The sequence below is a fragment of the Pseudomonas sp. GD04015 genome, from assembly GCF_029837675.1.
Classification (GTDB): domain Bacteria; phylum Pseudomonadota; class Gammaproteobacteria; order Pseudomonadales; family Pseudomonadaceae; genus Aquipseudomonas; species Aquipseudomonas paralcaligenes.
The window spans coordinates 14,319-34,406 of record NZ_JAOEEE010000010.1; the positions used below are offsets into that span (position 1 = coordinate 14,319).

Annotated in this window: 19 protein-coding genes; 11 read left to right on the forward strand and 8 right to left on the reverse strand. The window is 68.7% G+C overall.

Annotated elements, in window-relative coordinates:
- Positions 1 to 311: 311 nt before the first annotated feature.
- A complete protein-coding gene (locus tag N7640_RS11060; protein ID WP_279904765.1) occupies positions 312 to 749 on the reverse strand; it encodes a hypothetical protein in 438 nt (145 codons plus the stop codon).
- Between the two features lie 84 nt (positions 750 to 833).
- Between N7640_RS11060 and N7640_RS11065 the strand changes: the two genes are divergently transcribed.
- Positions 834 to 1,277 carry a universal stress protein gene (locus N7640_RS11065; protein WP_279904766.1) on the forward strand — a complete coding sequence of 148 codons (444 nt, stop codon included), beginning with the start codon at positions 834 to 836 and terminating at the stop codon, positions 1,275 to 1,277.
- 43 nt (positions 1,278 to 1,320) lie between these two features.
- Here N7640_RS11065 and N7640_RS11070 read toward each other — a convergent pair whose 3' ends face one another.
- Together N7640_RS11070 and N7640_RS11075 are read right to left on the reverse strand one after the other, a co-directional pair.
- Positions 1,321 to 2,007: a hypothetical protein gene (locus N7640_RS11070; protein ID WP_220814940.1), complete on the reverse strand. Its 687-nt coding sequence runs from the start codon at positions 2,005 to 2,007 to the stop codon at positions 1,321 to 1,323.
- An 18-nt stretch (positions 2,008 to 2,025) separates the two neighbouring features.
- Complete coding sequence (locus tag N7640_RS11075; RefSeq protein ID WP_279904767.1) at positions 2,026 to 3,942, reverse strand: ATP-binding cassette domain-containing protein; 1,917 nt, start codon at positions 3,940 to 3,942, stop codon at positions 2,026 to 2,028.
- Between the two features lie 171 nt (positions 3,943 to 4,113).
- Between N7640_RS11075 and N7640_RS11080 the strand changes: the two genes are divergently transcribed.
- Complete coding sequence (locus tag N7640_RS11080) at positions 4,114 to 6,042, forward strand: transglycosylase SLT domain-containing protein (protein ID WP_279904768.1); 1,929 nt, start codon at positions 4,114 to 4,116, stop codon at positions 6,040 to 6,042.
- Positions 6,043 to 6,169: 127 nt separating this feature from the next.
- On the opposite strand, the gene N7640_RS11085 is transcribed toward N7640_RS11080, so the two are convergent.
- Together N7640_RS11085 and N7640_RS11090 are read right to left on the reverse strand one after the other, a co-directional pair.
- Positions 6,170 to 6,973, reverse strand: a complete 804-nt coding sequence (locus N7640_RS11085; RefSeq protein WP_279904769.1) for an MOSC domain-containing protein — start codon at positions 6,971 to 6,973, stop codon at positions 6,170 to 6,172.
- Between the two features lie 117 nt (positions 6,974 to 7,090).
- On the reverse strand, positions 7,091 to 8,017 hold the full coding sequence (locus tag N7640_RS11090) for a chemotaxis protein CheV (RefSeq protein WP_279904770.1): 927 nt from the start codon (positions 8,015 to 8,017) through the stop codon (positions 7,091 to 7,093).
- 102 nt (positions 8,018 to 8,119) lie between these two features.
- Between N7640_RS11090 and N7640_RS11095 the strand changes: the two genes are divergently transcribed.
- From N7640_RS11095 to N7640_RS11135, 9 genes are all read left to right on the forward strand, one after another.
- Entirely contained in the window at positions 8,120 to 9,340 is a 1,221-nt protein-coding gene (locus tag N7640_RS11095) for a methyl-accepting chemotaxis protein (RefSeq protein ID WP_279904771.1), read from the forward strand.
- Positions 9,341 to 9,349: 9 nt separating this feature from the next.
- On the forward strand, positions 9,350 to 9,715 hold the full coding sequence (locus N7640_RS11100; protein ID WP_220814946.1) for a response regulator: 366 nt from the start codon (positions 9,350 to 9,352) through the stop codon (positions 9,713 to 9,715).
- 1 nt (position 9,716) lies between these two features.
- The gene (locus N7640_RS11105) at positions 9,717 to 10,028 is read left to right on the forward strand and encodes an STAS domain-containing protein (RefSeq protein WP_279904772.1); all 312 of its coding nucleotides are present in this window, start codon (positions 9,717 to 9,719) and stop codon (positions 10,026 to 10,028) included.
- Positions 10,018 to 12,216, forward strand: coding sequence for a chemotaxis protein CheA (locus N7640_RS11110; protein ID WP_279904773.1), 2,199 nt, complete (start codon positions 10,018 to 10,020; stop codon positions 12,214 to 12,216). Before N7640_RS11105 ends, N7640_RS11110 begins: the two co-directional genes overlap by 11 nt.
- Before the next feature lie 9 nt (positions 12,217 to 12,225).
- Positions 12,226 to 13,863 carry a methyl-accepting chemotaxis protein gene (locus tag N7640_RS11115; protein WP_279904774.1) on the forward strand — a complete coding sequence of 546 codons (1,638 nt, stop codon included), beginning with the start codon at positions 12,226 to 12,228 and terminating at the stop codon, positions 13,861 to 13,863.
- A 9-nt stretch (positions 13,864 to 13,872) separates the two neighbouring features.
- The gene (locus N7640_RS11120; RefSeq protein ID WP_279904775.1) at positions 13,873 to 14,391 is read left to right on the forward strand and encodes a chemotaxis protein CheW; all 519 of its coding nucleotides are present in this window, start codon (positions 13,873 to 13,875) and stop codon (positions 14,389 to 14,391) included.
- Positions 14,391 to 15,200, forward strand: coding sequence for a CheR family methyltransferase (locus N7640_RS11125; RefSeq protein ID WP_279904776.1), 810 nt, complete (start codon positions 14,391 to 14,393; stop codon positions 15,198 to 15,200). The genes N7640_RS11120 and N7640_RS11125 overlap by 1 nt, the downstream gene beginning before the upstream one ends.
- Before the next feature lie 7 nt (positions 15,201 to 15,207).
- Positions 15,208 to 16,287 carry a chemotaxis response regulator protein-glutamate methylesterase gene (locus N7640_RS11130; RefSeq protein WP_279904777.1) on the forward strand — a complete coding sequence of 360 codons (1,080 nt, stop codon included), beginning with the start codon at positions 15,208 to 15,210 and terminating at the stop codon, positions 16,285 to 16,287.
- Positions 16,288 to 16,449: 162 nt separating this feature from the next.
- Complete coding sequence (locus tag N7640_RS11135) at positions 16,450 to 17,094, forward strand: response regulator transcription factor (protein WP_279904778.1); 645 nt, start codon at positions 16,450 to 16,452, stop codon at positions 17,092 to 17,094.
- Here the strand turns inward: N7640_RS11135 and yegS are convergent.
- The 3 genes from yegS to N7640_RS11150 form a co-directional block, all read right to left on the reverse strand.
- Positions 17,091 to 17,990 carry a lipid kinase YegS gene (yegS, locus tag N7640_RS11140; RefSeq protein WP_279904779.1) on the reverse strand — a complete coding sequence of 300 codons (900 nt, stop codon included), beginning with the start codon at positions 17,988 to 17,990 and terminating at the stop codon, positions 17,091 to 17,093. The genes N7640_RS11135 and yegS overlap by 4 nt on opposite strands.
- 86 nt (positions 17,991 to 18,076) lie before the next feature.
- On the reverse strand, positions 18,077 to 18,409 hold the full coding sequence (locus N7640_RS11145; RefSeq protein ID WP_279904780.1) for a hypothetical protein: 333 nt from the start codon (positions 18,407 to 18,409) through the stop codon (positions 18,077 to 18,079).
- Between the two features lie 62 nt (positions 18,410 to 18,471).
- On the reverse strand, positions 18,472 to 20,031 hold the full coding sequence (locus N7640_RS11150) for an FGGY-family carbohydrate kinase (protein ID WP_279904781.1): 1,560 nt from the start codon (positions 20,029 to 20,031) through the stop codon (positions 18,472 to 18,474).
- Positions 20,032 to 20,088: the final 57 nt, after the last annotated feature.

Below are 20,088 nucleotides of genomic sequence, written 5' to 3' on the forward strand. Positions count from 1 at the left end.
GAAGCTGAACTGTACACATCGGAGCCAATCGGCCGGGGCCGCTCTAGGCACAGGCCGTCGAGCATAGTCCCAATCGATCCGACACACCCGCCGACGCGATAATCGGGCTGGAACGGCGCGGCCTGATGCGGCCCAACGCTCGATTCATACGCCCGTTTGATTTGGGTGGAGGTACATTCAGTGAAAACCAGGCAATTGTCAATTGCCCGTCGCAGGTGCCCCGAATGAGCCGAGCGTCACAGAATGACCGAATACCGTCGCAAAGCCACGACTTGCGCGGAAAGGCTCGCTCTCGACGCCTGCACGAACTTTCAGGCGACGGCGGCCAGCAGCTCGGCGATTCTGCGCAGTTCGTCCTCCCCGCCCCGCTCGCCCCAGTAGAGCGCCACCATCTGCGGCCCGGCCTCGACCTTGTAGACGTCGGCGGGCAGGCCCAGCAGGCGCTCCAGCATCGGCGCATCGGCGCAGGGCTCGCGCCACTGGTTGCACCACTGGCCCGGAGCGACCTGCCAGTAGGTCCAGCTGTCGGACCTGCCCGAGCGGCGCCCCCGATGGTACTGGGCGCAGCTGGCCGGCGGCGAGCCAGCCAGCCAATGCGGCCATTCCTGCTGGCTCAGCTGCATGCCCAGCCCCAAGCGGCGCGCGGCCAGGCGCAGCGCCATCTGCCCGCGCTGGCGCGGCGAGGGGCGCAGCCAGACCAGCGGGCTGAGCGCCGCACCCACCAGCAAAAGCACGATCCACCAGGTCATATCTGTCACGAGAAGCAAAAGCCTGTGTTATGAAGGGAGCAGCACCATACTGCAAGCATGCCCACTCAGTGGAGGAGAACCCAGATGCCCTATCAGCACATCCTGATTGCCGTGGACCTCACCGACGAATGCCATCCGGTGGCCGAGCGCGCGCTGGCCATCGCCGCCAGCAACGGCGCCAAGGTCTCGCTGGTGCACATCGTCGAGCCCATGGCCATGGCCTTCGGCGGCGACGTACCGATGGACCTGTCGATGCTGCAGCAACAGCAGTTCGACCAGGCCCGCGAACACCTGGAGACCTTCGCCGGCCGCTACCCACAGCTGGGCGCGGACCAGCGCCACCTGGCCTACGGCCAGCCGCGTCAGGAAATCCACCGACTGGCCGAGGAACAGGGCTGCGATCTGATCGTGGTGGGCAGCCACGGCCGTCACGGTCTGGCCCTGCTGCTCGGCTCCACCGCCAACGACGTGCTGCACAGCGCGCCGTGCGACGTGCTGGCGGTACGCCTGAAGAAACCCAAGGAATAGAAACGTTTGCCCGCGGCCCGCTCCGGGTCGCGGGCACGCCCGCTTACTCGCCGCCGTCGCCGGCGCTCATCACCAGCGGGCGGATCTTCAGCAGTTGGGTCTCCATGGATACGGTGAGGCTCGACGACATGGAGAAGAAGGTGAGGAAGGCCTTCAGGTTGGAGTCGCCCTCGCACACGTCGAGGATGCGCTGCCAGAAGGCCTGGTTGACCAGCTGCAGCTGCTGGAACTGCTTGACCAGGCCCTTCAGCTCCCAGTCCGGGCGGCGCCCCTCGCGGAAGTTGAAGTACTGCCGGGTCAGGTACTGTGAGATGGTGCGCAGGATGAATTCCTGGCTGCTGGCGAACGGCAGGTGGTTGTGCGCCATCGGCCGCAGCTTGCCCAGCACCGGGCAGGCGCTGGTGGCCATGATCACCCCGAGCAGCGAGCGCAGCCCCTCTTCCAGCCCGACCTGCTTGGTGTATTCGCGCTCCGGGGTACGCACCCAGACATGCGCCCGCTTGACGGCCGGCAGGCCGTGGAAATCCTCGATCACCCGGTGCAGGTCGACCGCCGCCGGGCAGCGGCTGAATTCTTCTTTCCTCAGCGGGCAATTGCTGCACTGATTGTGTTCCAGACGCGTCCACTTCGGGGTCGTCTCGGCATGCTGGGCATCATACTGACGGTCCAGCTCGATCCTGTAGCTGAACTGATGGTTGTCGTCCAGGGTGATGCGGTACTCGATCGCCATGCAGGTCTCCAGCAGGCTTCAGTCTTCCAGTTCGGCCCAACGCTCCAGTAGCTGGTCCAGTTCTTCTTGTAGGCGCTGCAGGCGTTCCAGCGCGGGCCCGGTGATGGCCGGGGCCTGCTGGTAGAAGGCCGGATCGGCGATCTGCCCTTGCAGTTCCGCGAGCTGGGCCTCCAGGGCGTCGATCTGCCCGGGGATGGCCTCCAGCTCTCGCTGCAGCTTGTAGCTGAGCTTCTTCGCGGCCGGAGCCGCGCTAACACTTGTGGCAACTGCCGCCGGCTCCGGTTCCGGAACGGGGGCGGTTTCGACCTTGGCCGGCCTGGATTCGCCGACACCCAGCAACCGGGGCGAACCGCCCTGGCGCAGCCAGTCCTGGTAGCCGCCGACGTATTCGCGCACCCTGCCCTCGCCTTCGAAGACCAGGGTGCTGGTCACGACGTTGTCGAGGAAGGCCCGGTCGTGGCTGACCATCAGCACGGTGCCGGGGAAATTCAGCAGGACTTCTTCGAGCAGTTCGAGGGTTTCCACGTCCAGGTCGTTGGTCGGCTCGTCCAGCACCAGCAGGTTGGCCGGTTTGCTGAATAGTTTGGCCAGCAAAAGGCGCGCGCGCTCGCCCCCGGACAACGCCTTGACCGGCGTGCGCGCACGCTGCGGACTGAACAGGAAATCCCCCAGATAACTCAGCACGTGACGGTTCTGGCCGTCGATGCTGATGAAGTCGCGCCCCTCCGCGACGTTGTCGATCACCGTCTTTTCCGGCTCCAGCTGATGGCGCAACTGGTCGAAGTACGCCACTTCCAGCCGGGTACCTGCCACTATCGTGCCAGTATTTGGCTGCAGGTCGCCGAGCAGCAGTTTCAGCAGGGTGGTCTTCCCGGTTCCGTTGGCCCCGAGCAGGCCGATCCGGTCGCCGCGCTGCAGCACCAGGGAGAAGTCGCTCACCAGCGGTGCTCCCCCTGCGTGCGCAAAACTGACATTTTCCGCCACTATCACCTGCTTGCCGGATTTCTCCCCCGACTCCAGCTGGATATTCGCCTTGCCCTGGCGTTCGCGACGCTCGCTGCGCTCCTGGCGCATGGCCTTGAGCGCCCGCACGCGGCCCTCGTTGCGGGTACGGCGAGCCTTGATGCCCTGGCGAATCCACACTTCTTCCTGGGCCAGGCGCTTGTCGAACAGGGCGTTGGCGGTTTCCTCGGCGGCCAGTTGCTGCTCTTTGTGCACCAGGAAGCTGGCGTAGTCGCCGTTCCAGTCGATCAGCCCGCCGCGATCCAGTTCGAGGATGCGGGTGGCCAGGTTCTGCAGGAAGGAACGGTCGTGGGTGATGAACAGCACGGCGCCGCCGAAGTCCTTCAGCGCCTCTTCCAGCCAGGCGATGGCGCCGATGTCCAGGTGGTTGGTCGGCTCGTCCAGCAGCAGCAGGTCCGGCTCGGAGACCAGCGCCTGGGCCAGCAGCACGCGGCGGCGCCAGCCGCCGGACAGCTCGGCCAAGGTCTTGTCCGCCGGCAACTGAAGGCGGCTCAGGGTGCTGTCGACCAGTTGCTGCAGGCGCCAGCCGTCCTTCGCCTCCAGCTCCTGCTGCACATGCATCAGCCGGTTGAGGTCTTCCTCGCCGTGAATGTTCTGGCTGAGGTGGTGATAGCGGGCGAGCAGCTCGCCGACACCGGCCAGGCCCTCGGCCACCACGTCGAATACGGTCCGTTCGTCGGCCCGTGGCAGTTCCTGCGGCAGCTCGCCGATCTTCAGGGCCGGCGCGCGCCAGATTTCGCCGTCGTCGGGCATCTGGTCGCCCTTGACCAGGCGCAGCATGCTCGACTTGCCGGTACCGTTGCGGCCGATGATGCACACCCGCTCGCCCCGGGCGATCTGCCAAGACACCTGGTCCAGCAGGGGCATGGCGCCATAGGCCAGGGAAACGTCGGAGAACTTGAGCAGGGTCATATCGGGCCACCTAAAAAAACAGGCGCGCATTCTAGCCCAGTTAGGCTGGCCCAATGCTGGCGCCTTTGCTGGAGCGTCCTGCGGCATTCTCGCGCAGGGAGCAACAGGCTAAGCTAGGCGCATTTCAGGAAGCTCGCCGCTTCGTTTCGCCTTTATCTGCCCGGATGTGTCATGCGCCGCCCTCTATTCTGTCTGCTTTCCGCCTTCCTCTCCTGCACCCTCGGCCTGTCCGCCGTGCAGGCCGCCAGCCTGTCCCAGCAGCGGCAGATGTACGACGAGGCCAAGCGCGCCCTGGCCAAGGGCGACAAGGGCCCCTATCAGCGCTACGCCAGTGCCCTGCGCGACTACCCGCTGGAGCCCTACCTGGCCTATGACGAGCTGACCGCGCGCCTGAAGTGGGCGAGCAACGACGAGATCGAGGCCTTCCTCACCGAGCACGGCGACCTGCCCCAGGCGGGCTGGATGAAGCTGCGCTGGCTGCGCTGGCTGGCCGAGCGCGGCGAATGGCAGACCTTCGCCAACCATTACGACCCCAAGCTCAACTTCACCGAGCTGGACTGCCTCTACGGCCAGTACCTGTACAAGCAGGGCATGCAGGCCGAGGCGCGCGCCGCGGCGGAGAAGCTGTGGCTGGTAGGCAAGTCCCAGCCCGAAGCCTGCGACACCCTGTTCGGCACCTGGCGCGCCGACGGCCAGCTCACCGAGGAACGGCGCTGGAAGCGCGCCAAGCTGGCGGCCGAGGCGCGCAACTACGGCCTCGCCAGCTACCTGGTGAAAGGCCTGCCGAGCCAAGGCAAGCAGGGCGAGCTGATGATCGAGGCGGCGCAGAAGCCACAGATCATGAGCCAGACCGCCCGCTTCGCCCCCGCCGACCACTACATGGCCGACGCCGCCGGCCTCGGCCTGCGCCGCCTGGCCCGCCAGGACCCGGAAAAGGCCCTGAGCCTGCTCGAGGTCTATGCGGGCAAGCTGCCGTTCTCCAGCGACGAGAAGGTCGCCATCGCCCGCGAGATCGGCCTGACCCTGGCCAAGCGCTTCGACATCCGCGCCCTGCGGGTCATGGCCCAGTACGACCCGGAACTGCGCGACAACACCGTGTCCGAATGGCGTGCCCGCCTGCTGCTGCGTCATGGCCAGTGGGAAGACGCCTACCAGTTGACCAGCCGCCTGCCGGCGGACCTGGCCACCACCAGCCGCTGGCGCTACTGGCATGCGCGCAGCCTGCAACTGGCCAAGCCCCAGGACCAGCAGGCGATGGCCCTGTACGGCCAGTTGGCCAAGGAGCGCGACTTCTACGGTTTCCTCGCCGCCGACCGCATCCAGGCGCCCTACAGCCTGAACAACCGGCCGATGGCCATCGACCCGCAACTGATGCAGAAGGTGCGCAGCACCGCCGGCATCCGCCGCGCCCTGGAATTCCACGACCGCGGCCAGATCGTCGACGGCCGCCGGGAGTGGTATCACGTCAGCCGCCTGTTCAGCCGCGAGGAACTGGTGGCCCAGGCCAGGCTGGCCTACGACAAGGAGTGGTACTTCCCGGCGATCCGCACCATCAGCCAGGCCCAGTACTGGGACGACCTGGACATCCGCTTCCCCATGGCGCACAAGTCCAGCCTCACCCAGCAGGCCAAGCTGCGCGGCCTGAACTCCAGCTGGGTGTTCGCCATCACCCGCCAGGAAAGCGCGTTCATGGCCGACGCCCGCTCGCCGGTCGGCGCCATGGGCCTGATGCAGCTGATGCCGGGCACCGCCAAGGAGACCGCGCGCAAGTTCGGCATCCCGCTGGCCGATCCGCAGCAGGCGCTGGTGCCGGAGAAGAACATCCAGCTCGGCGCCGCCTACCTGAGCCAGGTGCACGGCCAGTTCAACGGCAACCGGGTGCTCGCCTCCGCCGCCTACAACGCCGGCCCGGGCCGCGTGCGCCAGTGGCTGAGGGGCGCAGACCACCTGGCCTTCGACGTGTGGGTGGAGAACATCCCGTTCGACGAGACCCGCCAGTACGTGCAGAACGTGCTGTCCTATTCGGTGATCTACGGCCAGAAGCTCGGCGTGCCGCAGCCGCTGGTGGACTGGCACGAACGCTTCTTCGACGACCAGTGAGCACGACGGGCGCCTTCAGGTAGGGTGCGCCGTGCGCACCGGATGCGAATGCCGTGCCCATTGAGGTGCGCACGGCGCACCCTACGAAGCCCGGCCCCATGACCCGGATGCAATCCGGTCTACGGGGTCATTCCAGCACTTCCACCGACATCCCCACGCGCAGCTCGCCGGTGCCGCGCGGCAGCAGGTTCTGGCCGAAATAGACCTCGCCATTGCGTTCACGGTAGGTCTTGAGGGTGGTCAGCGGCTCGCGGTCGGCGTTGCGCACGCCGGTGCCGGGGTCGATGGTGGTGAGGATGCAGCGGCTGCAGCCCTTGGCCACCTCGAACTCCAGCGCGCCGATGCGGATGCGCTTCCACTCGTCCTCGGCGTAGGGCGCGCTGCCCTCCACCACCAGGTTGGGACGGAAGCGCAGCATCTCCAGCGGACGGCCGACCCGGGCGGATAGGTCGTCCAGCGAGGCCTGGCCGATCAGCAGCAGCGGAAAGCCGTCGGGAAAGGCCACCCGGTCGCCCGGCTGGGCGTAGGCGGTGTCGACCTGGCGGGTGCGCGACTCGGGCGCCTGCACCAGGCGGCAGGGCCGGCCGATGAAGGCGCTCAGCCACTCGGCCGCGGCGTCGCCGGCGTCCGGCACGCGCAGGCTGTCGCGCCAGATGGTCACCCCGCGTAGCCCCTCGTCGGGGTGCGGCAGCGCCACTTCCAGGCTACCGAACCCCGGCGCGCTGAGGCTCAGGCCGCCATCGGCGTTATACAGGGCGGTGAGCTGGCTCATCTGCGGCAGCAGACGCTGGGTCAGGAAACGGCCGCTCTCCGGCTCCACCAGCATCCAGCGGCGGTCGCCCTGCAGGCCCAGCGCCTCCAGCGGCGAACTGGCGAGGCTTTCGCCCCGGGCGGACTTGAGGGGGTAGCGATAGAGGGCGGAAAGCTGCATGAACCGACATCCTGGGCGATTGGGCCTGGCCGGGCCGCCGGCATGGAAGACGCCGGCGGCCCTGCGAAATTAGACGGCGGTTATACGGGGAGCATGCCGGGCGCTCAAGCCCGGCGGTCAGGTATCGCGGCGCAGACGGTCGACGATGACGTCGACCAGCTTGTCCGGCTGGAACTTGGAAAGGAAGCTGTCGCAGCCGACCTTCTTCACCATCGCCTCGTTGAAACTGCCGGACAGCGAGGTGTGCAGCACCACGTAGAGGTCGCGCAGGCGCGGGTCGTTGCGGATCTCGGTGGTCAGGCGGTAGCCGTCCATTTCCGGCATCTCGGCATCGGTGATCACCATCAGCAGCTTGTCGGTCATCACCTCGCCGCCGTCGGCCCACTTCTTCAGCAACTGCAGGCCCTTGAGGCCGTCGCTGGCGGAATGGGTGCGCAGGCCGAGCTGGCCGAGGGTGCCGCGCAGCTGGGTGAGGGCCACGCCGGAGTCATCCACCAGCAGCACCTCACGGCCCACCGCCTTGGCGAGCAGCGGCTCGGCCAGCTTCTCGTCGGAGACCTTGGTGCTCATCGGCGCGATCTCGGCCAGCACCTTCTCCACGTCGATCACCTCGACGATCTGGTCGTCCACCTTGGTGATGGCGGTCAGGTAGTGCTGGCGCCCCGCCCCGCCCGGCGGCGGCAGGATCGATTCCCAGTTGAGGTTGAGGATGCGGTCCACCCCGCCGACCAGGAAGGCCTGCACCGAGCGGTTGTACTCGGTGACGATGATGGTGCTGTTCTCGTTGGGCGTCAGCGGGCGCATGCCGATGGCCTGGGACAGGTCGATCACCGGCAGGGTCTGACCGCGCAGGTTGACCACACCGCAGACGTAGGGATGGCGGTGCGGCATCAGCGTCAGCTTGGGCAGCTGCAGGACCTCCTGCACCTTGAACACGTTGATGGCGAACAGCTGTCGCCCCGCCAGCCGGAACATGAGGATTTCCAGGCGATTCTCGCCCACCAGCTGGGTGCGTTGATCAACCGTATCGAGAATGCCGGCCATCGCCTACTCCTTTCGTGTCCCATCAGTCTAGCCGAGCCCCGGGCAGAGCCTGTGCCAGATATCGGCCAGCCGCCCCGGGACTGAAGGCGGCCGAATGCCATCATGCCAGCGCCCGCCCAGCCACGCCACCGGCAGGCATCGGTGGCGCCCCTAGGGGCCCTAGGGGTCTCCCCGATTTCGCCGCCGGGCATCCGGGCCTACCGTTCGCAACATCCATCCGACCCTCCGAGGCCCCGCCCCGTGCTCGCCTACTGCCTTCTCTGGCTCGGCCTGGCGCTCGCCACCGCCGGCACCCTGCTGTTCCAGCCCTGGCTGGCCGGCGCCGGACTGCTGCTCGGCGCCGGTGCGGCGCTGCCGCTGCGACCTGCCGCCCCGACGCCCGCCTCCGCTGCCGAGGCCCCGCCCACCGAGCCGGCGCCGCCGGCCTACGCACCGCTGCTGCAGACGGTGCTACCGGCCTGGGGCGAGAACCTCGGCCAGATCCGCCATGTGCTGCAGGACAACATCGGCCGGCTGTTCGAGCGCTTCTCCAGCCTGGCCCAGCGCCTGGAACAGACCCTCGGCCACTCCGAGAGCGTGATCGGTGGCGGCGGCGTCACCGAAGGGCTGCGCCACGCCAACCAGCGGCTCGACGAGGTGTCCGCCGCCTTCCACGCCGCCGGCGAACGCAAGCGCCAGCTGCTCGGCACCATCGGCAGCCTCAACCAGTACGCCAGCGAGCTGCAGGGCATGTCCAAGCACGTGCAGGACATCGCCAGCCAGACCAACCTGCTGGCGCTCAACGCGGCCATCGAGGCGGCCCGCGCCGGCGAGTACGGCCGTGGCTTCTCGGTGGTGGCCGACGAGGTGCGCAAGCTGTCCAGCCTGTCGGCCGAGACCGGCCAGCGCATGGTCGAGAAGGTCGGCGAGATCAACGGCGCCATCCGCGGCACCGTCACCGCCGCCGAGGAGATGTCCGGCAGCGAGGAAAGCAACCTGCGCTACCTCGACCAGGTCACCGGCGAGCTGATGCAGGGGCTGACCGGCAGCCTCGACGAACTCACCGAGACCACCCGCCAGCTGCAGCACGACGTCCGCGTGACCCAGGCCGACATCCAGGAAATCGTCGTCAGCCTGCAGTTTCAGGACCGCGCCGACCAGATGCTCGACCACCTGCAGGCCGACCTCGACCGCCTGCAGCGCACCGCCCACGAGGCGCAGCCCGACCTGCAGCCGGAGCGCTGGCTGGCCGACCTGCGCCGCCAGTTCACCACCGCCGAGGAACGCCATGGGCGCCGCGCACCCGCGGCGGCGCCCCGGCAAGACGACATCACCTTTTTCTGAGAGCACGCCATGAGCAAGACCATCCTGATCGTCGACGACTCCCTCTCCATGCGCCAGCTGGTGAAGATGACCCTCACCGGTGCCGGCCACCAGGTCATCGAGGCGGTGGACGGCCGCGACGCCCTGAGCAAGCTCAACGGCCAGAAGATCAACCTGATCATCAGCGACGTGAACATGCCCAACCTCGACGGCATCGGCCTGGTCAAGGAGATCAAGGCGCGCAACGAGTACCGCTTCACCCCCATCGTCATGCTCACCACCGAGAGCGAACAGGGCAAGAAGGCGGAAGGCCAGGCGGCCGGCGCCAAGGCCTGGATCGTCAAGCCGTTCCAGCCCCAGCAGCTGCTGTCGGCGGTCGACAAGCTGGCCAGCTGAGATGTTCGCGCTCGCCCAGCCCGCCCCCGCCCGCCTGAGCCTCGGCGGCAGCCTGACCATCTACGAGGTGGCCGAGGCGCGCGACGCCCTGCTCGCCGCCTTCGCCGCCGGGCGCGAGGCCGCCTGGGAGCTGGACCTGGCCGCTCTGGAGGAACTCGACAGCGCCGGCGCCCAGCTGCTGCTGGCGGCCCGGCGCCACCTCGACGGCGCCGGCGGCGGGCTGCGGCTGGTCGCGCCCGGCGAAGCGGTGCGCGAACTGCTCGAACTGCTGCGCCTGGATGCGCTGCTGCACGGAGACGACCATGCTCGATGAAGACCAGTGGAGCCAGCTGCTGCGCGGCTTCATCGAGGAAGGCCGCGACCTCGCCAAGCAGGCCGAGGAATACCTGCTCGCGCTCGACCAGGCGCCGGACGACCCGCAGGCGGTCAACGGCCTGTTCCGCGCCATGCACACCCTCAAGGGCTCGGCCGGGCTGTTCACCCTGACCCCGCTGGTGAACTTCACCCACCACCTGGAAAACCTGCTGATGGCGGTGCGCGACGGCGAGCGCCAGCTGACTCCGGCGCTGGTCTCGCTGATGCTGCGCTGCCTCGACGAGATCGCCTCGATGCTCGAACTGATCGACCCGGACAGCGGCGAGCTGCCGGTGGACGAGGCGCACCAGGCCCAGTTGCTGGACGCCCTGGCCGAGCAGAGCGGCGCGCCGCGCCTGATCGCCAGCCAGGACGGCGACGACGATTGCGCCCGCCGCGGCGCCCTGGAGCGCTGCGTCAGCTGCGACGCGGCCGGCGCCTGGCACATCTCCCTGCGCTTCCACCCGGACCTGCTGCGCAACGGCTTCGACCCGGCCTCCTTCGTCCGCTACCTGGGTCGCCTGGGCCAGATCCTGCACCTGGAAACCCTCGCCGAGCAGATGCCCGACCTCGCCGAGATGGACCCGGAAAGCTGCTACCTGGGCCTGGAGATCGCCCTCTGCAGCTCGGCCGGCAAGGCCGAGATCGAGGACGTCTTCGAGTTCATCCACGACTTCTGCACCCTGCGCATCCTGCCGCCGGACAGCGAGCTGGACGACTATCTGCGGCTGATCCAGGACCTGCCCGAGACCGACGAACGCATCGGCCGCATTCTCATCGCCAGCGGCCTGCTCACCGAGCACGAGCTGAACCAGGGCCTCGCCCTGCAGGCCGGGAGCGACGGCCTCAAGGCGCCGCTCGGCTCGGTGCTGGTCGAGGCCGGCATGGTGCCGCCGCAGGCGGTCAACGCCGCCCTGGCCAAGCAGCAGTCGGCCCGCGAGCGGGCGCCGCGCGAGAGCAGCCACATCCGCGTCGCGGCCAACAAGCTGGACGAGCTGATCAACCTGGTCGGCGAACTGGTGATCAGCGCCGCCGGTGCCCAGCTCCAGGCCCAGCTGCAGGGCAGCGCCGACTGCGTGGAAAGCAGCCAGACGGTCAACCAGCACGTGGAGGCCATCCGCGAGGCCGCGCTGAAGCTGCGCATGATCGAGATCGGCGACACCTTCAACCGCTTCCACCGGGTGGTGCGCGACGTCAGCCAGCAGCTCGGCAAGCAGATCCGCCTGGACATCCACGGCGCCGACACCGAGCTGGACCGCTCGGTGATCGACAAGCTGGCCGACCCGCTCACCCACCTGGTGCGCAACGCCATCGACCATGGCATCGAGTCCGCCGAGCAGCGCCTGGCCGCCGGCAAGCCGGCCGAGGGCCGCCTGAGCCTGAACGCCTACCACGACTCCGGCATGATCGTGATCGAGGTGGAGGACGACGGCCGCGGCCTGAACACCGCGCGCATCCGCGAGAAGGCCATCGAGCGCGGCCTGCTCGACCCGCAGGCCAGCCTGGCCGAGGCGGACACCCACATGCTGATCTTCGCCGCCGGCTTCTCCACCGCCGACGCGGTGTCCGACCTGTCCGGCCGCGGCGTCGGCATGGACGTGGTGCGCAGCGCCATCGACGCCCTGCGCGGCAGCATCGAGATCGAGTCGCGCCCCGGCCTGGGCTGCACCTTCCGCATCCGCCTGCCACTGACCCTGGCGATCATCGACGGCTTCCTGGTCGGCATCGGCGACGAGCACTTCGTCATCCCGCTGGAGCTGGTCACCGAATGCCTGGAGCTGGACGCCGGCCTGGACGGCCGCTACGGCTACCTCAACTTGCGCGGCAAACCGCTGCCGTGCATCGACCTGGCCGCCCACTTCGAGCTGCCGTCGCGCCCGCGCGGCCGGCGCAACATCCTGGTGGTGAGCCTGGGCCGCCAGCAGGCGGGGCTGATCGTCGACCGCCTGCACGGCGAGCTGCAGACCGTGATCAAGCCGCTCGGCCTGCTGTTCCAGCACCTGCAGGGCATCAGCGGCTCGACCATCCTCGGCTCCGGGCAGATCGCCCTGATCCTCGACATCGCCGCCCTGCTGCGCCAGCTGCAGCAGCACATCGAAAGCGAATTCCGTTCCCCCCAACCGCGACCCGACCTGACCGGGTCGTAGGAGTCCACCATGCAATTCATCCGCAACATGAAGATCGGCGTGCGCCTGATCGCCGGGTTCACCCTGGTGGTGCTCCTCACCGCCCTGGTCGGCGCCCTGGGCATCGCCAACCTGGCCCGGGTCAACGACCTGTCGGACCAGATGTACAACCGTGAGATGCAGGCCCTGGAAAACATGATGAACGCCAACATGGACCTCATCTACCTGGGCCGCCACCTGCGCAGCAACATGCTCGCCACCTCTCTGGCGGAGCGCGAGAGCACCGCCGCCCAGGTGCACGAGGCGATCAAGGCGCTGCACCAGAACCTCGACAAGGCCCGCGCCAGCTTCGACAGCGAGCAGTCGATCGCCCGCCTGGCGGAACTCGACGTCCAGCTCGCCGAGTACGAGAAGACCGCCCTGCAGATGCTCGAGACGAGCAAAAACAGCGACCTGGCCCAGACCAGCGAACTCAGCGCGCTGATGCCCCAGCTGCGCGCCCATGGCAATGGCGCCGACGCCACCATCTCCGAGCTGGTGGCGCAGAAGAAGACCCGCGCCAAGGAAGCCAACGACGGTATCACCGAGATCTACACCGGCGCCCGCGCGCAGATGCTGGTGCTGGTGCTGGTCGCCGCGCTGATCGGTTTCGCCATCGGCATCTTCGTCACCCGCTCCATCACCCGCCCGCTGAATCGCGCGGTGGGCGTGGCCGACAGCCTGGCCGAGGGCGACCTGAGCGTGACCGTGGAGGCCGACAGCCGCGACGAGACCGGCCGCCTGCTGGCCTCGATGAAGCACATGACCGAGCGCCTGCGCAGCGTCATGGCCGACGTGCGCAGCGCCGCCGACTCGCTGTCTTCGGCCTCCGAGGAAGTCAGCGCCACCTCCCAGTCGCTGAGCCAGGCAGCCACCGAGCAGGCCGCCAGCGTCGAGGAGACCACCGCCTCGGTCGAGCAGATGTCCGCCTCCATCGCCCAGAACACCGACAGCGCGCGGGTCACCGACGGCATCGCCGGCAAGGCGGCCAACGACGCCGTGGACGGCGGCCGCGCCGTGCGCGAGATGGTCCAGGCGATGAAGCAGATCGCCGACAAGATCGGCATCATCGACGACATCGCCTACCAGACCAACCTGCTGGCGCTCAACGCCGCCATCGAGGCCGCCCGCGCCGGCGACCACGGCAAGGGCTTCGCGGTGGTCGCCGCCGAGGTACGCAAGCTGGCCGAGCGTAGCCAGGTCGCCGCCCAGGAAATCGGCGGCGTGGCCGGCAGCAGCGTGCACCTGGCCGAGCAGGCCGGGCATCTGCTCGACGAGATCGTGCCGAACATCCAGAAGACCTCGGACCTGGTCCAGGAAATCACCGCCGCCTCCCAGGAGCAGAGCAGCGGTGCGGCGCAGATCAACATCGCCATGGGCCAGATGAACCAGATCACCCAGCAGAACGCCTCGGCCTCCGAGGAGCTGGCGGCCACCGCCGAGGAGATGAACGCCCAGGCCGGCCAGCTGCTGGAGCTGATCGGCTACTTCCGCCTCGACGGCCAGCACGCCGGCAGCGCCCAGCGCCGCCCCGAGCCGCCGCGGCCGAGCAACCTGCGCGAGCTGCGCCGCCCGGAACGGCGGCCGCAGCCGCTGTCCGACGAAGGCCAGTTCGTCAGCTTCAACTGAGGGGGTCACATGAACGCCATCACCGCCCCCCACGGCAGCGAAACGCTGGACGACAGCGTGCAGCACCTGTCCTTCCGCGTGCGCCAGGCGCGCTACGCCCTGCCGATCGAGCTGGTGCGCGAGATCATCGAGTACGACCAGGTCACCGCCGTGCCAATGATGCCCACCTTCATCCACGGCGTGATCAACCTGCGCGGCAATGTGGTGCCGGTGCTCGACCTGGCGGCGCGCTTCGGCTTCGAGCTGACCGAGCCGGGCAAGCGCACCTGCATCGTCATCATCGAACTGGAGCTGGACGGCAACGGCCAGGCCCAGCGCATCGGCCTGGTGGTCGACGCGGTGGACGCGGTGCTCGACATCGACCCGCGCGACGTGGAGCAGGCGCCGCCGTTCGGCACCGGCATCCGCACCGACTTCATCGCCGGCATGGCCCGCGACGAACGCGGCTTCACCATCATCCTCGACGTGCGCCGGGTGCTGTCGCTGGACGACATCCGCCAGCTGAGCCTGGCGCAACAGGCGGTGTGATGGCCCACCGGCACCTGCCCAAGCTGTCCGACGGCGAGTTCCGCTACCTGCAGCAGATGATGGCGGAGGTGTCCGGCATCCACATGGCCGACAGCAAGCGCATGCTGGTAGCCGGCCGGCTGATGTCGCGGCTGCGGGCACTGGACCAGGGCAACTTCCGCCAGTACGTCGACTTCCTGCGCCAGCCGGCCAACCAGGACGAGCGGCGCCTGGTGATCGACCTGCTGACCACCAACGAGACCTACTTCTTCCGCGAGCCCCGGCACTTCGAGTTCCTCGGCCAATGGGCCGCCGCCCAGCGCGGCCCGCTGCACCTGTGGAGCGCCGCCAGTTCCTCCGGCGAGGAGGCCTACAGCATCGCCATGACCCTCGCCGAGCACGCCCGCACGCCGCATTGGTCGGTGTTCGCCAGCGACCTCAGCCTGCGCGTGCTGGAGCGTGCGCGCCAGGGCATCTACCCGCTGGAGCAGGCCGCACAGTTCCCCGCCGGCTGGCTGCAGCGCCACTGCCTGCGCGGGGTCAACGACCACGAAGGCAGCTTCCGCATCGGCCAGCAGTTGCGCCATCGGGTGGCCTTCGCCGAACTCAACCTGATGCGCGAACTGCCGGCGGAGGTCGGGCCGTTCAACGTGATCTTCCTGCGCAACGTGCTGATCTACTTCAGCAACCCGGACAAGCGCGCCATCGTCGAGCGCCTGGTGGAGCGGCTGCGCCCCGGCGGCCTGCTGTTCATCGGCCACGCCGAGAGCCTGCACGGCTTCGCGCTGCCGCTGCGCACGCTGCGCCCTTCCGTGTTCGAGCGAACCTGAGGCCGCCATGATCAAGGTCTTCATCGTCGACGACTCAGCCCTGGTCCGCCAGGTGCTGACCGCCTGCCTGGACAACCACCCCGGCATCCGCGTGATCGGCCAGGCCGCCGACCCGCTGTTCGCCCTGGAGAAGATGCACCGGCAATGGCCCGACGTGCTGGTGCTGGACGTGGAGATGCCGCGCATGGACGGCATCACCTTCCTGCGCAAGATCATGGCCGAGCGCCCCACCCCGGCGATCATCTGCTCGACCCTCACCGAGGCCGGCGCCGACATCACCCTGGAAGCCCTGGCCGCCGGCGCGGTGGGAGTGTTCACCAAGGCCCGCCTGGGCCTGAAGGACAGCCTGCAGCAGATCGCCGGCGACCTGATCCGGCAGATCGAGACCGCCGCCCGCAGCCAGCCGCACGCCATGCCGCGCACCCCGCCGGCGCCGGCCGCCCCCGCGCCGCCCCGTACCGAGCGGAACGGCGCGGTCGGTTTCGCCACCACCGACCGGGTGGTGGCGCTGGGCACTTCCACCGGCGGCACCCAGGCCCTGGAGGTGCTGCTGCGCCAGTTGCCGGTGGACTGCCCGGGTATCGTCATCGTCCAGCACATGCCGGAGAAGTTCACCGCCGCCTTCGCCCAGCGCCTGGACGGCCTGTGCCGCATCGAGGTACGCGAGGCCAGGCACATGGACCGGGTGCGCAGCGGCCTGGCCCTGGTCGCCCCCGGCGGCCGGCACATGCAGCTCAAGCGCAGCGGCGCGCAGTATTTCGTCGAGGTGCTCGACGGCCCGCCGGTCAATCGCCACAAGCCCTCGGTGGACGTGCTGTTCCGCTCGGTGGCCCGGCATGCCGGGCCCAACGCCCTGGGCGTGATCATGACCGGCATGGGCGACGACGGCGCCCGCGGCCTGCTGGCCATGCGCGAGGCCGGCGCCCGCACCGTGGCCCAGGACGAGGCCAGCTGCGTGGTCTTCGGCATGCCCAAGGAAGCCCTGCGCCTGGGCGCGGCGCAGAGCAGCGAAGCGCTGCAGAGCCTGCCCCAGCTGATCGTCCAGTACGGCCGCATACGACCGCAGGTCCTTTCGGGCGAACCTTGACCACTCGGACGAATCCTTAGCTAGAGTGATACCACCTGGCCCCGACGTCGACCGCCGGTCGACGCCCTGTCGGATACGGGGCAGAACGGGAGGGAACCGGACGATGCTTTCCCCTGTTGCGCCTTGCGCAACCTGCCGTAGAGCAGGCACCGGGGGGCGGCGATGAACTGCCGTCTCCTGCTAGCGGATGACCACGCGCTGATCCGGGTCGGCGTGCGCGCCATGGTCGACGAACTGCCGGGCTTCGAGATCGTCGGCGAGGCGGAGGACGGCCAGGAAGTGGTCGAGCAGGCCCGCCAACTCAAGCCCGACATCATCCTGCTCGACATTTCCATGAAGGACGTCAGCGGCCTCGAGGCCCTGCGGCCGCTGGCCCAGGTGGCGCCGGCCAGCAAGGTGCTGATGCTGTCCATGCACAGCGAGGCCGGCGTGGTCCTCGACGCCCTGCGCCGGGGCGCCCAGGGCTATCTGCTGAAGGACGCCGCCATGGCCGAGCTGCACCTGGCGCTACGCGCCATCGGCCGTGGCGAGCGCTACCTCAGCTCGGCCATCGCCCAGCCGGTGATCGAGCAGGCGCTAGCCCACGAGCCGCCGCCCAGCGACCACGGGCTGACCCAGCGGCAGATCGAGATTCTCCGGCTGATCACCCGCGGCACGCCCACCCGGGCCATCGCCGAGGGCCTCGGCCTCAGCGTGAAGACGGTCGAGGCGCATCGCGCGCAGATCATGAAGCGGCTGGACATCCATGACGTGCCCGGCCTGGTGCTCTACGCCCTGCGCGAGGGAATCATCCACGCCGACGACTAGGACGTGGACAGCAGCGGCGAGATATCCGGCAGGTGCAGGCGCAGCGCCCCGGGCCGCGCGGCGAAGCGCAGGCGGTTGCCGGTCAGCGGCTCGCCGTCGAGGTTGATGTCCAGCCCTTCCGGCGCCTCCACCTCCAGCCACGGCAGGCGCGCCGTCACCGACACCGCCTCCAGGCCAAGGATGCCGCCGGAGAGCAGCGTGCCCAGGGTGCCGACCACGTCCTGGGCGGCCGGCACGATGCAGATGTCCAGCAGGCCGTCGTCGATGCTCGCCTGCGGGCACAGCACGTGGCCGCCGCCGGCCTGGCGGCCGTTGCCGATGCCGAGGGCGAGGAAGTCGCCCTCCCAGGCGAAGTCCGGGCCGTGGAAGCGGCCGAACGCCGAGCGCACCTCGGTGAAGCGGCTCAGCCCGGTGAGCAGGTAGGCGGCGCCGCCGAGCAGCTTCTTCAGGTCTTCCGAGGTGTTGGCGGTGACCTTGGAGCCGAAGCCGCCGGTCGCCATGTTGAGGAACAGCTGGCCGTCCACCTCGCCCAGATCGATCGCGTGAGGCTCGAACTCCAGCAGGGACAGCGCCTCGGCCGGCAGCAGCGGAATGCCGGCGGCACGGGAAAAGTCGTTGGCCGTGCCCAGCGGCAGCAGCGCCAGGGACGCCTCGGCGTTGGCCAGGGCCATGGCCTCGGCCACCTCGCGCAGGGTGCCGTCGCCGCCCCCGGCGATCAACGTGGGATAGCCGGCGGCCAGCGCCTCATCCACCAGCCGCGCGGCGTCGCCGCCCTCCCAGGTGAGGCGCACTGCCAGTTCCCAGCCGTTCTCGCGCAACGCCATCACGGCGGCGCGCACCTCTTCGTTCTGCGCCTGCTTGCCATGCAGGATCAGCAGTGCCTTGCGTTCGCTCATGCCAAACCCTCGCCCATCGACCGACCGAGTACAGCAGACCGCCGCCGATGGCTGAAAGTGCCCTCGTTAGAGCAGCCCAGCGGAGATCAACTGACGTAGTAGGCGACGGTACCGCTCAGCCAGGGAACGAGAGCCAACAAGAACAGTCCGGCACATAGCAGCAGGCCTCGCCAGCCACGGGTATGCACCAGGTAAGCCGGCAGAACTACCGGCCAGAGAAAGAACAGGAAGGCGCCAAACTCGTAGGGGCGATGGTAGCCACGCCGCTTCGCATCAGCCAGGCACCAGTAGGCCAGCATCAGCGCAAAGGCCCAGCTCATTAGTGTTTCCGCTTCGCGCGAAGGGTAATCACCCCAATACCCCATCACCGAGTAATGCAGGATCGAAATCCCGATCACCATTCCCCATGCGATCTTCATGAACATCCCTGTCGTTACAATGCTGCGGCAGTTTCCGTCGCCGGGCCCAGGTTAGGCAATGGCTACGCCGGATACCCGGTGATCTCGCGGATGCTGCCGTACAACGGCCGCAGCTGCTTGTACATGCGCAGGTAGACCTCGCGGTACAGCCGCTCGTACACCGCCACGGCCTGGGGATTGGGCTGGAACACCTTGCCGATCCGGGTCATGGCGGCGATGGCGGTGGGGAAGTCCGGGTGCAGGCCGAGGCCGACGGCGCAGTCGATGGCCGCGCCGAGGCCGGAGGTCTCGTACAGGTGCGGGCGCTCCGCCGGCAGGTTGAAGATGTCGGCGGTCAGCTGCATGGCCGCGTCGCTCTGCGAGCCGCCGCCGGAGATGCGCAGACGCTCGATCGGGGTGCCGGAGCGCTTCTCGATGCGCTCCCGGCCCTGGCGCAGGGCGTAGGCCAGTCCCTCGAGAATGGCCCGGTACAGGTGGGCGCGGGTGTGCACGTCACCGAAGCCGATGATCGAGCCCTTGGCCTCCAGTCCCGGCTCGCGGATGCCCGGCGACCAGAACGGCTGCAGCATCAGGCCCATGGAGCCCGGCGGTACCTTGTCAACCAGCTCGTCGAACAGGGTCTCGGCCTCCACGCCCAGCTCCAGGCCGCGCTGGCGTTCTGCGTGGCCGAACTGCTCCTTGAACCAGCTGACCATCCAGAAGCCGCGGAAGATCATCACCTCGGTGTTGAAGTGGTCGGGAATCGCCGCCGGATAGGGTGGGATCAGCGGGATGGTTTCCAGGTACTTGGCGCGGGTGGTGTTGATGGTCGCCGTGGTGCCGTAGGACAGGCACGCCGTGCTCGGCTCCACGCCGCCGGCGCCGATCACCTCGCAGGCCTTGTCCGAGGCCGCGGCGATCACCGGCAGGCCCTCGGGGATGCCGGTGTGGGCGCTGGCCTCGGCGGTGATGGAGCCGATGCGCTCGCCCGGCTTGACCAGCTCCGGCAGCATCTCCGGGCGTACCGGCAGGGCCTGCCACTTCCAGTCGCCTGGCCTGGCCCAGCGCAGGCGCTTGTAGTCGAACGGCAGGTAGGCCACACAGCTGCCCACCGAGTCGACGAAGCGGCCGGTCAGGCGGTGGGTGAGGAAACCGGACAGCAGCAGGAACTTGTGGGTGCGCGCCCAGACCTCCGGCTGCTGCTGGGCGATCCAGCTGGCCTCGGCCTGGGTGCGGAAGTAGTCCACCGTCGCCTCTTCGCGCAGCAGGCGGAACAGCCAGCCCCAGGGGCCCTTGATCCGCCCGTGAACCTCGGCCCGGCGCTGGTCCAGCCAGAGGATGGCCGGGCGCAGCGGCTTGCCGGCCTGGTCCACGTTGATCAGGGTGCCGCGCTGGGTGGTGACCGAGACGCCGGCGATCAGGCGCTTGTCGATGTCGACGCCGGCCCACAGCCGGCGACAGGCCTCGCCGAGGCTGGCCCAGTAGTATTCCGGGTCCTGCTCGGCCCAGCCGGGGTGCTCGGAGTAATAGGGCTCCAGTTCCACCTTGCCCTTGCCGACCAGGTTGCCGGCCAGGTCGAAGAGCAGCGCGCGCACGCTCTGGGTGCCGTTGTCGATGGCCAGCAGGTAGTTCTTGTCGTTCACGAAGATGACCTTTCTGATCCCGTAGGAGCGAGCTCTGCTCGCGAATGAATTCCGGTT